Genomic DNA, 11917 nt, shown 5'->3' on the forward strand with positions numbered 1-11917 from the left:
CCTTTAAAGCTCAAAGTCAGATTATTTCCTGAACCGGTGATTTCAAATTCTATATTCTCTCCGATCTTTCCTTTGGTAAGGGCTTTCTGAACAAGAACCTCCACTATTTCTTCTTCTACTATTCTATCTTTTATTTTTTTTCTTGCATGTATTCTGGCCTTTCCCTCTTTTAAAGCTTTAAAAATAAACTCATTTTTAGTATTCTTACCGACCTGGACAATATCAGGATTCTCAGACCTTACACTAAGGATAGGAATCTCAGGATTCCCTGAAAAGGCATTCCTAAACATCGCCACTATATTCCCCTCTTCTCCTGCATAAAGCCCAAAATTATTAGTTCTATAACCAGCGTGTGTTGCAGAAATAATGAATAAGGAGAAATGCGTGGCTCTGATTTCTACGGATTTTTCTTCCTCGTTTAAGCTAATATCTTCTATTTTTTCCGCTTCCGCACCAAGTTCATCTAAATGAAAAATAGAGATATTATCTTCTCCGTCCTGAGCCCAAAAGGGTATCTGTGAAAAATTAACCATTACTTCCCCTTTTGACGTATCCGGCTGAATTTCAACACCTTCTTTATCCAAAATACTAATATCTAAAATAATACTATCCTTCAGATTTCCTTCCGCTATCTTCTCAACTGCAGTCTCAACTTTCTTTTGCTCTTCTACTTTATTAACTACTTTAACTCTTAGCTTTGCATCCTTTGGGAATACACCCGGATCTGCCTTCACACGAAGCAAAATACCTGAAACCTCTTGTTCTTCATAAAAATACTCGTCTTGAGAATCAAGTTTTTCTGTGTCCTCCTGTAAATCCTCTTGTAAATCCCCTTGTAAATCCGCTTCTTGATTTACAGCTTCCGTCTCTACAAAAGTCACTGCTTCTCCAGAAAAATTTTCTGCAGGAACAATGGTAGAGTGGATACAAGACATAACCAAAAATAGCGCTAAAGCTGTTCTCAATTTTCTCATACTAATCTTTCCTTTCCTCAGTATGCCAATCCACATTTTTTCTTAAACAGAATACCATATCCATTATTTTCAAGCAAGAAATATAATTGTTTAACAAAAAAGCCCGGCTGGATAGTCGAGCTTTTTTTTAATATTCTTCACTTGTATAATAAAAATGATTTCGTTAAATAAAGTATGAAAAATTGATTTCGATACAAATTTCTCTCTTAATCTAACCAGCGCATCTGCCACTCAATGGCAATTTCACGAACTTCCTCTTTTCCTGCCAAGGCATTGACCCAATCCTTAGGAATCTGGGATAAGCCATAGTAAGCTGCTGCCAATGTAGACACTACCACAGGAAGGTTTTTACTTCCCTTTACGGAAAGTGCAGATTCCACTGCTTCCTGATAGCTCTTGCTGTTAAGCAGTACCCATGTCGCTAAAAGAAGGGTAGCTTCGCAGCTTTCCTTTCCGGACAGCTCCTCCGCCTTCTTTCCTTCCAGGCTCTTTAAATCCAGGAAGGGCTTCAGGATGTCAAAGCAGGCAACCAGTGCATCATAGTCCTTCACATCCTCTCTATGCTGCTCCTTGGCTTCTTCGTTCAGGCGCTTCTCTTCTTCGTTCTCCGCCTCTTCCTCTTCGTAGAACAAAGCTACATAGTTGGCCGCAGCCTGTAGCTGCTCTTCCAGGCTTTCTCCCCCTAAGTGAAGAACCAGATTACGAAGCATGGTGGCATAGAGCTCTCCCATCAGCATAGCCTTAGGGTTATTGTTCGTTAATCTTACTGCATCATGGAGCATTGCCCTGTCCATGTCACTAAACTGATGCAAACGTCTGCAAAGCATCATGGCAAAGGGTAGCATTCTGGAAAGGAAGGAATCATCCTCTGCATCCACACCGCTGTCCTTAGGTCCTTTGCCGGTGGCAAAACGCATGATGCTGGCATCCATGGTTTCCACGGCATCCTGCTCCTGTCCTTCCAATGCATACATGCCCTTAGACTTCCAGTCGTAGAACTTTTCCTGCATATCCGGGAAGGAAAGCTTTCTTTCCGTATTAAGGCTGTGGAACTCTGCCAAAAGAACGGATCCCATGGCAGGACGATAGCTAAAGGCCTGCTCTCCATAAGGAGCTTCTCCAAGAGCATTCTTCTCTTTGGCGATTCCTAAGCTTCCACCGATTAAAGCGGAGTACAGCATGGTTTCGGAAAGCCCCTGTGTCATGGCTCTCTTTTCTTCATTTTCCTTCGCTCTCTCTTCTCCCCGCATCTTGGCATCCAGAAGCCACTTCACCATGTCCAGACTTAAGAAGAAGGACTGGGACCAGGGGTTAATAATCAGTCCGTCCATCTTTCCTGATTCGGAAATGTGGATGGCCGCCTTCAACACATCCTGCACCGGCATGGCGATAGCCGCTGTTTCTGCAGGATTCTTCTCGATTTGTTCCCCGGAGGTAAATACCGCAATGGCATCTCTTCCATCCTGGGTTGTTAAATGGTTCAGAAGAACCTGACCATCTGCAATTTCTCCCTCTTTTTTCTCGGTGGATACGATAGCCACCAAAAGCTGAGCATTAAGCTCCATGGCCTGCAAAAAGCCCTGTAATACTCGCTCAATGCCGGCACGCTTCTTGTCCTCCGGCATCGCCTCTCCTTCAGGAAGCTTCTTCTGCTCCTCATGGTAGGCCGCAACCGCCTGAAAAATTCCGGCACTTCCCTTTAAACGCTCTTCCACGTTCTGGGTACGCATCTTGTTTTGCAAAGCCACGATGGCTTCTTTCAGAAGAATAAAGCTGTTGCTGAAGGGATTGATTACCACACCGTCGGAATGGGGATGGTTCGCCGCAATCTGTAACAGCTCCGCTACAGGAAGTAATACTGCGGAGGATTGCTGACCTTCATTTCCTGCCTTTTGCTCTTCCACATTGGTGAAAGCCGCCGAATAGCTTTTTCCTTCCTCGGTTTTTAAAAACTTCAGGTTAATCTGCTGCTGACCGTCCTTTTCTCCGGCAGGATCCGCCGCTAGAAGAAGTCCTCCTCCGTTGTTAATCAACTCTTCGATACTGGCAAAAATTTTATTTAAATTCTCTTGGTTTCGCTCATCGGAAAAACGAAGAATACTTTCCTCAAGTCCCTTGGCTAATTCGAGTTTTTCAGAAAACTCCTTCTGTCCCATCTCTTTCATCTAATCCTCCTAAGTCTCGCAAAAAAGGAAATATGCCCTTTTTTGTACTTCAGACAGTATAGCAAAGAATGGGGGATAGAGAAACATTTTGATGAAGAAAAATCAAAATATCACTTATGCAAATGGGCCTGAAAATCAGGGCGAGCTCAAATTGCCCCTCATTTCAGACCCATACTGCAAATCATATTCGATATTTAATTTATCATAAACACTTCTCTATTTAGTCATCCTGCTCTACATCGGCTTTTCTGATGGAACCATCTACAGCACCGATTTCGTAATCGTACTCCATGTTTCCTACTTTAAAGTCAATCTCATATACACCGTCATCATCGTACTCAACGGACAAGTCTCTTACCTGTCCGGCAGAAACCCCTGCGTGACCAAAAGCAATAGCCTTTGCCTTGTCTGCACTGATTCTGCCGCCCTGCTGAGGCTGCGCTTTAGTCTGTGCTTGGGTTTGAGGCTGAGTCTGTGCCTGAGTCTGAGCCTGAGCCTGAGTCTGAGCCTGAGCCTGTGTCTGTGCTACCGCAGCCTGTGTTTCTGTAGGCTGAACCTGAACCGCCTGACTAGTACCCTGCTGAGTTGTTGCTACGATGTAGTCATCATCTCCCTCATTAATATCCTCAATAGCATCTGCGATATTTTCCCAGAGGCTGTCATCAGAATCATACTCAATAATGTCACGAATATCGATGTTCTTATCAGCTACCAGCTTTGCAATTTCGGAAATCTTCATCTTTGCCAGCTCTTTGGCATTTAAGGAGCTGGCCTTATTGGCAAGGTTCAGTACGAACACAGCCTTTCCTAAGGAAATGTTATTTTTCCTGGCAAATGCGGAAGCATTGTTATTCTGACTGGAAATCACCTGATGAAAGACTGCTGCATTCATGTCCTCTGTGGACAAAGCTATCTCCATTTCTTTCACCACCAGCTTACGAAGATTATCCGCCTTCTTCTGATCCTTATTCTGCACGGTTACCAATACGCCCTTGGTGTCCTTCGTCATATAGCCTTGCTGCACCATGGAACCTACGATAGCATTTAATGCCACCTGTAAATCCACGTTCTGTAAATCCATACCGGAAAGAACCTTATCACCGTCGCCGTTGGTTGCATAAGCTTCTAATACGCGGTTCTTTTGGTTGGTAAGAAGCTCAATTCCCGGGTTTACATCCAAGTCCACCAAGCTATCCACCATTAAGTTTCCTCTGTAATAAAAGATTCCCCCAACTACCAATACCAAAGCCACACAGGCTGCCACCAACTGCATCACTGTTTTTAATCCTGGACTTGTACTCTTCCTTTCAATTCTTCTTACCAGCACTTTTTCCATCTTTGCACCCTCTTCCTTGGAATCCAGTTCTGCGGTAATCCTAGTAAATAAGTCATTGGGGATAAGATTTTGAACAGCCTCTTGAAGCTCTTTTTCCATATTTTCCTGCTTCATCTTACTCATCCTTTCCTAAATGCTCCTGCAGCTTCTTAATGCTCCTCTGGTATTTGGATAAAACCGTATTTAAGTTTTTTCCTAAATACTCCGCAATTTCCCGATTCTTCCAGCCTGCCACGGCATGAAGAAATAGAATCTGTCGTTCTTCTTCCTCCAATATTTCCATGGCGGATTCCAAAAGCATTCTGTGGTCAGCATTTTCCACGAAGGAAAAGGAATATTTGGCGTCCACCGCCTCTTCCACTTCGTGAATACTTTCTTTGTTCTTCTCTTTTCGGAAATGCATCAGGGTGAAATTCCTGGCAATTCGAAATATCCATGCCATCGCCTTATTTCCCCCATGATAGGAAGCTGCATTTTCTGCAATGCTTACATAGGTTTCCTGCAAAACATCCTCTGTGTCATACTTATTTTTTGTTAAAGAAAGAACGTAAGCATACAATGGGTTTATGCTTTTCTCATATATGATTTTAAGCGCTTCACGGTTTCCCTTTGCCAAAGAAAAGATCAGTTCATCCGCTATTTCTTCCTGCCCGGGAAAATCCGCAATCAGCATACTCACATTGATCATGTTTTTCGTCCTTTCATAAGTACAATGCATAGAGAGGGCATTTTATTGCAATGAAAGTCAACTTTGTATATTTTTAATAGCCGTGCTGGGTAAAAGCACATTTTCTTTGGCGAATTTGATGGCAACCTTTTCATTAATCCGATTATACAGGGTCCAGTAAGAAGGGGTATCCACCCAAAGACGGATACTAAACTCCAAATAATCTCTTCCCACCGCGGTAAGCCCTACAAAGGGCTCCGGGTATTTTCGAATCAGCTCATCGTCCTGAATACAAGCCTCCAAATATCCCTTTATCTTTTCTACATCCTCATCCCGACCAAGCTGGTAAATCAAATCCACCCTCCGGAAACGCTCCGCACTATAATTGATGATATTGGCATTCATCAGGCTGCCGTTGGGAATGGAAATCCGCTTGTTATCCGGAGAAAGAATAACGGTATAGAAAATACTCACCTCCTGTACCGTGCCTTCATCCGTACCGCTTTTGATATAATTCCCCACCTTAAAGGGGCGAAACAGCAAAAGCATAATGCCTCCCGCAAGGTTAGATAGGGAGCCCTGTAAGGCCAGACCTACCGCCACACCGGCAGAAGCCAAAAGAGTGATGACGGAAGCAATGGGAACCCCCAGAATGCTGACACAGCTGATTCCTAAAATCAGATACAGACAAAGTACGATTGCTCGAAAGAAAAAATTCCGAACCGTAGGATCGATCTTAGCTGAAATAGGGGTTTTCGGAAGAATATGTCCCAGCTTTTTAATGATAAATCGACCAATCAAAAACAATGCCAGCGCCAATAAAAATTTCCCCATAAAACGGGTAAGCCCCAGAGCCAAACCATTTCCAAAATTTTGGAAGCTCCAGACCCGAATTTCATTTTCAATACTTTCTACCTGATTCATATTTTCTCCCGTCCCTACAACTGTAGATGGATAAAACTTTTTCCTAAAAATCATACCGGATCACTATCCCCGGCTCTTCTTCGGCTGTAAAAATATTTATAAAAATACCGGCTTCCAAGGTTAGATTCTTGGGTCTAACTTTTGGAGCCGGTATAAAACTGCTATAGCTTGCTGAAAGGAAATATTATTCTACGATTTCTCCGTCCTCTACCAGAATATCATTTCTGTGAAGGAAAATGAAGATAACACGGCAAAGGGAAATTACAGCAGCCAAAACACCGAATAGAGTGGAATCGGAAACACTGCTCATCTTTCCGTATACGGCTTTATAATTGTAGAAAGAAACAATAATCACTACAATGGTAAAAATAATGCCAACCAATCCCCAAAGGGCGCCGCCAACAAATCCACCAAGAAGGGGAAGCACACCCATGATTGCAGCACTGGCAATCGTGGGAACCTGATTACCGAACATCTCCTGGTCACCTGCAAAATAAGCATAGAGTCCACGATTTACGTAGGGGATAAAGGCTAAAATTGCCTTATCCTCCTGACCGTTATTCTTAGCCAGGGTATAAAGAGCGTAAGCCTCCAAGCCGTAGCAAATCAGCCAAAGCAAGATAAACGGGATTAAAAATGCTCCTAATAGTGCAAAGATCTGTAAATATGACATAGTAAGTCCTCCTTTAAGTTGTAGGGCATCTTGCATCCATACAAATCCTGCCCTTGTTAAATTAACACTCCTAGTATACAAAAATAATATAATTTCGCAAGGCTTTCTTACTTATTTCTAAAAAAATATCGTTTATCCTTCTATAAGAAATCGTTAGAAATTCACAGGTTCCTTGATTTCTCCGGTTCTGGCAATCTTTTCCAAATGTAAAACCGGTCCTATACCATGATATTCTTCCCGTTCCTCCAGCTTCACCTTCGCCGTGAGCTTTGCCCAGTCTCTTGTTGAAAAGGGAGCAATTAATTTCTTGTCTCCCTTACAGATAAAACCAAGGAAGGTCATATCCTCCGCACAACAGGTCATCGCCATACGTCCCGGAACAAATTCATTCTCCGGCATATTTTTCCGTTTTAAAATCATAGCGGAAAATGTGATTTCTTTATTCAGATAGCGCTCCGGGTTTTCCATGCAGTCCAAGAACCAGGTACCATAATCTTCATCTGCTAAAGTAATGGCATCCTGTCCAAGATCGTAGGGCAGGTCTTCCGGAAGAGCGGTCTGGGGAATTTCTCCATTTTTATCCTCCAGTAAAATCATGGCATTCTGCCCCATTGCCCGAATCTTTCTACGATAATCCACCAATTCTTCATTGGACAGATTATCGCAACGATTCACGATGCACAGCTCCGCATGACGAAGCATCTGCCCCAGGAAAGAACGCATATTGGAAAGATAGATCTTTAGGCTGGAACCGTCTAAAATCGTAATCACCTGATATAAAAACCAGTCCTTCGGCATGGATACCTGATACTTCGGCTCACGATTTTGCTGTTTTGCCAGTACCTCTTCACTCATGGGACCGCCGTATAAATCATCCTGGTTCCACATGCCGTTCCACTCGATTAAGACTCTCTCCGCCTTATACTGTCTTGCCAAAGCCTGCAATTTTTCTTCTTGGAAATCCGTAATATTTTCCATATACACCGGCGTGGTATGATGCGCTGCCAGCTTAATGGGATCATATTCCACTTCCCCATCCTCACAAAGAAGAAGGAGGGTATTTCCCTCGGTCTGAAAATATTCCTGCTCCATGGTAAATTGAATGAAGCTGCTTTTTCCCGACTCTAAAAATCCGTTAATCAAAAAGACAGGAATGCCTTCTCCCTCCGCTTCCCACTGTTCTCCCATTCTACTCTCCTTCCGTTCTATGCTTTCTTCTCCGAAAAGGGAAATAAGCCTGTTCCTTTTCGGAGAATTTTTTTAAAAATTAGTCGTTAAACAAAGCCTTAATCTTGTCCTTTTGCAGCTCAGTTCCGATAACCACAAACTTTCCGATATTTTCAGGACCTGCCTCACGGATTTCCACCTGTTCCGGCACCAAATCAAAGTTTACCCAAGTGCCGTCTGTGCAAGCCAGCATACCCTTTGCACGGACAATACCGCCGTAAGCACAGCCTTCAGCCATTTCCTCTAAAATCTCTGCCAAATGATTTCTGTCTACCTTCTTAAATACTTCCAAACCGATGCTGTCAAAAATTTCATCCGCATCATGGTCATGACCGCATCCGCAACCCTCATGATGATGGTGGTGATGATGCTCATGTTCCTCATCATGGCAACCACAGCTACAGGACTCATCATGCTCATGATGATGCTCGTGATGATGCTCATGCTCTTCCTCATCGTGACAGCCGCAACCGCAGGACTCTCCGTGCTCATGATGGTGATGATGCTCATGTTCCTCATCATGGCAGCCACAACCGCAGGACTCATCGTGCTCATGATGGTGATGATGCTCATGCTCTTCCTCATCATGGCAGCCGCAACCGCAGGACTCCCCGTGCTCATGGTGATGTTCATGATGGTGCTCGTGGTCATGATGATGCTCATGGTGATGAGCGGCTTTCGCCTTTACTTCTGCCAAAAGCTCCTCTTCCAGATTCTCTTCCTTCCCGATGATTTCCAGAAGCTTTTCTCCGCTTAACTCCGTAAGGGCTGTGGTAATCAGGTTAGCATGAGGATTGATGCCACGAACAATATTTACGGCCTCCTGAGCCTTCTCTCCGGAAGCAATATCCATTCTGGACAGTACAACGGAAGTGGCAAAACGAATCTGGTCATCAAAAAACTCACCGAAATTCTTGTTGTACAGCTTTGCCTTTGTAGCGTCCACTACGGTTACCGCACCATCCAGCTTTACATCCAGATTCTCGGAAACGGTCTTTACAGCCGATAAAATATCGGAAAGCTTTCCAACTCCGGAAGGCTCAATCAGAATACGATCAGGATGGTACTGTTCAATAACTTCCTTTAAGGAGCTTTCAAAGTCTCCCACTAAAGAACAACAAATGCAGCCCTGGTTCATTTCCCGAATTTCAATTCCCGCATTCTTTAAAAAGCCGCTGTCCACACCAATCTCACCGAATTCATTCTCGATAAGAACAACATTCTCCCCCTTTAAAGCATCGGAAAGTAATTTCTGTATAAATGTAGTTTTTCCGGCTCCTAAAAAGCCTGAAATAATATCAATCTTTGTCATAAAATCCTCCTTTGGGATGAATACATTTTTCTATGGATACAAGCGCTATTTTACGATAATCTTCCACCTTGTCAATATAGCCACGGTATAAAGTTAGCTATACTTAACTTTCTTTAGAAAGATTAAATCATTTTTCCAAAAAATTCTCCTCCAAAACCTGCCATAGCTCTTCTCCATCCTTCACAAGGTACTTTGCCCCATGCTCCTCAAGCTCCTTTTTATCCCGAAATCCATAAAGACAGCCAATGCTAAGTATACCCGCATTTTTCGCCGCATCCAAGTCCGTCTTGGTATCTCCCACCATAACAGCCTCCTCCGAAGAAATCCCCAGTTCCTTGCAAACCGTAAGAAGCATATCCGGATTCGGTTTTAAAGGAATCTTTCCATTATCTCCCAGTACCAGAGTAAAGCTGTCAGGAGCAAATACTTTGTTCAAAATAATGGACGCCTCTTCCTTAGGTTTATTGGTAATGCAAACTCTGGAAATCCCCTTTTCCTCCAAGCGTTTCAGGCAGGCAGGAATACCGGGGTAGGGTTCCGCCTCATAGGTACAATTATCCGGAAAAATGGAGCGATAATATTCATAGGCCTCTTCGTAAAGTTCCATAACCTCATCTCCCTTAAGATCCAGGTCCATGGCCTTCTCCTCATCCTTTTCTTCCCATTTTTCCGCCTTTTCATACCAAATCTGAGCATTCTTTTCCAGGCTTCTTTCCACAAATTTCTTGGTTCCCACACCCACAAATTTCTTGGTTTCCTCCAGACTGACACCCTCCAAAGAAAAATGCTCCATGGTCAGATCCATATTTCTTTTCAGACTGGCTAAGGTATTGACCAAAGTTCCATCCAAGTCAAATAGTACTGCCTTGATTTTCTTTCCCATTTTCAACTCCTCTATATACTTTTTAAAAGCTTTTAGTGTATATTCACTATGCATTCAAAGGAAATCTGCTGCTTAGATTTCTATATCTCAGCTTATGGGATTTCTATATCTCAGCTTTCCTTTGTAAAAATAATGTTGAAAATCCAATGTTTTCTCCTCCACCAGTATAAAGAGGAAGAAAGGGAATGTCTATCATGGCTTATTATTATGCGGTAAAAATCGGAGAAAATCCGGGAATATACGGTAGCTGGGCAGAATGTGAAAAACAGGTAAAGGGCTATCCCAATGCCCAATTCAAAAAGTGGAAAACCAAGGAAGAAGCGGAAGCCTATATAAACGGAAGCGGCAATGCAAAGCCATATAGCTCCTCCGACATGGCCTCTCATGGCTTAGGTTCAAAAACACCGTCTTCCCGGGAAGAAAAAGGGGAGGAAGGGCTTCTTCCTACACAAGACGGCTCACTTAAGGCCATAGAAGAGCTTTTTCAGAGCACCAAGACAGACTGTATTGCCTATGTGGACGGAAGCTTTGAAAAGGACAGTGGAGTCTACGGATACGGCGTGGTTTTCATTGAAAAGAATGGAACTATAGAAGAATACTTTGATTCAGGCCGGGAAGAAAGCTACCAAAGCATGAGAAATGTTTCCGGAGAAATCCTGGGAGCCTTAAAAGCAGCTTCCTTGGCTGTGGAAAAAGGCTACTCCTCCATCGCCATATTCCACGATTACCAAGGCATCGCCTCCTGGGCAACGGGAGAATGGAAATGCAACAAAGAAAAAACCATAGAATATAGAGAAAAAATGCTTTCCTACCAAAAGCAAATCAAAATCGCCTTCCATAAGGTCCTCGCCCACAGTGGAGACTACTTTAACGAAAGAGCCGATGCCCTAGCAAAACAGGCGGTAGGGATAAATATTTGACTTTTATAGTACGTTTGTCAAATATCAATTTACATATAAAGCGGATAAGATAAAGTGAATAAGCTATTGTTTACAAAAGATACCGGCGCCGAAGGGTGGATGACCATTTTACCAGCTTTTCTGCATTTATAGTCTGAAACAGGGGTAATCTGAGGCCGTCTGTACTTGCGAAAAGCAAGCAAAGTGCGGCTTTTCGCTTAGTACAGCTACGTGCCGAAGTTAGCGGGAGCGTGCCCCTGTTTTAGAGCTATAATGCAGAAAAGCGGAAACAATCATCTGTTTCCGCCCTTCATTACTTCCTAATATGAAAATTTATACTAATCAACGTACTATAAAAGGAAAATATTATTCTCCTCGCAAAGCTTTCGCATCTCCTCCGGCCAGATGGATGCCTGTACTTCTCCCACATGAGCACGGTCCAAAAGTAACATACAAAGTCTGCTCTGTCCGATTCCGCCTCCGATGGTCTGGGGGAGCTTTCCTTCCAAAAGCATCTTATGGTAAGGGAGCTTTGCCCTGTCTTCATTATGGGATAGCTTAAGCTGTCTCTCTAAAGCCTTCTCATCCACACGGATTCCCATGGAGGAAATCTCCAGAGCGCAATTTAAGGTTTCAAACCAGAAGAGGATGTCTCCGTTTAAGCTCCAATCATCATAGTCCGGAGCTCTACCGTCATGGGGTTCCCCGTTACTAAGCTTATCTCCGATTCTTTGAATAAATACACAGCCGTGCTCTTTGGTGATGGCATTTTCTCTTTCCTTCGGGCTAAGATTCGGATATCTTTTGAGAAGTTCCTCCGAGTCAATAAAGTAAATCTCCTCCGGCAGCTTCTTCAC

At 43.3% G+C, this 11917-nt stretch carries 9 protein-coding genes and 2 pseudogenes; 1 reads left to right on the forward strand and 10 read right to left on the reverse strand.

The window, feature by feature from the left end:
• The 9 genes and pseudogenes from ACO4PX_RS01350 to ACO4PX_RS01390 form a co-directional block, all read right to left on the reverse strand.
• Positions 1–974: pseudogene (locus ACO4PX_RS01350) on the reverse strand (hypothetical protein); the annotation flags it as partial.
• Between the two features lie 206 nt (positions 975–1180).
• A complete protein-coding gene (locus ACO4PX_RS01355; RefSeq protein WP_485571036.1) occupies positions 1181–3139 on the reverse strand; it encodes an SseB family protein in 1959 nt (652 codons plus the stop codon).
• A 220-nt stretch (positions 3140–3359) separates the two neighbouring features.
• Positions 3360–4598 (reverse strand): PepSY domain-containing protein, encoded by a 1239-nt coding sequence (locus tag ACO4PX_RS01360; RefSeq protein ID WP_485571038.1) that lies wholly within the window; start codon positions 4596–4598, stop codon positions 3360–3362.
• A complete protein-coding gene (locus ACO4PX_RS01365; RefSeq protein WP_485571040.1) occupies positions 4591–5163 on the reverse strand; it encodes an RNA polymerase sigma factor in 573 nt (190 codons plus the stop codon). Before ACO4PX_RS01365 ends, ACO4PX_RS01360 begins: the two co-directional genes overlap by 8 nt.
• Before the next feature lie 57 nt (positions 5164–5220).
• Positions 5221–6066 (reverse strand): mechanosensitive ion channel family protein, encoded by an 846-nt coding sequence (locus tag ACO4PX_RS01370; protein ID WP_304072897.1) that lies wholly within the window; start codon positions 6064–6066, stop codon positions 5221–5223.
• Positions 6067–6250: 184 nt separating this feature from the next.
• On the reverse strand, positions 6251–6739 hold the full coding sequence (locus ACO4PX_RS01375) for a hypothetical protein (protein WP_304072894.1): 489 nt from the start codon (positions 6737–6739) through the stop codon (positions 6251–6253).
• Positions 6740–6892: 153 nt separating this feature from the next.
• Positions 6893–7927 (reverse strand): TIGR03943 family putative permease subunit, encoded by a 1035-nt coding sequence (locus ACO4PX_RS01380; protein ID WP_485571042.1) that lies wholly within the window; start codon positions 7925–7927, stop codon positions 6893–6895.
• Between the two features lie 79 nt (positions 7928–8006).
• Positions 8007–9278: a CobW family GTP-binding protein gene (locus ACO4PX_RS01385; RefSeq protein ID WP_485571044.1), complete on the reverse strand. Its 1272-nt coding sequence runs from the start codon at positions 9276–9278 to the stop codon at positions 8007–8009.
• A 127-nt stretch (positions 9279–9405) separates the two neighbouring features.
• Positions 9406–10161 carry an HAD family hydrolase gene (locus ACO4PX_RS01390; RefSeq protein ID WP_315370031.1) on the reverse strand — a complete coding sequence of 252 codons (756 nt, stop codon included), beginning with the start codon at positions 10159–10161 and terminating at the stop codon, positions 9406–9408.
• A gap of 185 nt (positions 10162–10346) precedes the next feature.
• Here ACO4PX_RS01390 and ACO4PX_RS01395 point away from each other — a divergent pair, with 185 nt between their 5' ends.
• Entirely contained in the window at positions 10347–11081 is a 735-nt protein-coding gene (locus tag ACO4PX_RS01395; protein WP_485571046.1) for a ribonuclease H1 domain-containing protein, read from the forward strand.
• Between the two features lie 329 nt (positions 11082–11410).
• Here the strand turns inward: ACO4PX_RS01395 and ACO4PX_RS01400 are convergent.
• Positions 11411–11917, reverse strand: a pseudogene (locus ACO4PX_RS01400) (aspartate--ammonia ligase); the annotation flags it as partial.

This window comes from Oribacterium sp. (assembly GCF_057249185.1).

What these genes read in the sequence shown, in the direction of transcription:
- ACO4PX_RS01355 (WP_485571036.1), bottom strand. Translation starts at nt 3,139, where the DNA reads ATGAAAGAGATGGGACAGAAGGAGTTTTCTGAAAAACTCGAATTAGCC.
- ACO4PX_RS01360 (WP_485571038.1), bottom strand. Translation starts at nt 4,598, where the DNA reads ATGAGTAAGATGAAGCAGGAAAATATGGAAAAAGAGCTTCAAGAGGCT.
- ACO4PX_RS01365 (WP_485571040.1), bottom strand. Translation starts at nt 5,163, where the DNA reads ATGATCAATGTGAGTATGCTGATTGCGGATTTTCCCGGGCAGGAAGAA.
- ACO4PX_RS01370 (WP_304072897.1), bottom strand. Translation starts at nt 6,066, where the DNA reads ATGAATCAGGTAGAAAGTATTGAAAATGAAATTCGGGTCTGGAGCTTC.
- ACO4PX_RS01375 (WP_304072894.1), bottom strand. Translation starts at nt 6,739, where the DNA reads ATGTCATATTTACAGATCTTTGCACTATTAGGAGCATTTTTAATCCCG.
- ACO4PX_RS01380 (WP_485571042.1), bottom strand. Translation starts at nt 7,927, where the DNA reads ATGGGAGAACAGTGGGAAGCGGAGGGAGAAGGCATTCCTGTCTTTTTG.
- ACO4PX_RS01385 (WP_485571044.1), bottom strand. Translation starts at nt 9,278, where the DNA reads ATGACAAAGATTGATATTATTTCAGGCTTTTTAGGAGCCGGAAAAACT.
- ACO4PX_RS01390 (WP_315370031.1), bottom strand. Translation starts at nt 10,161, where the DNA reads ATGGGAAAGAAAATCAAGGCAGTACTATTTGACTTGGATGGAACTTTG.
- ACO4PX_RS01395 (WP_485571046.1), top strand. Translation starts at nt 10,347, where the DNA reads ATGTCTATCATGGCTTATTATTATGCGGTAAAAATCGGAGAAAATCCG.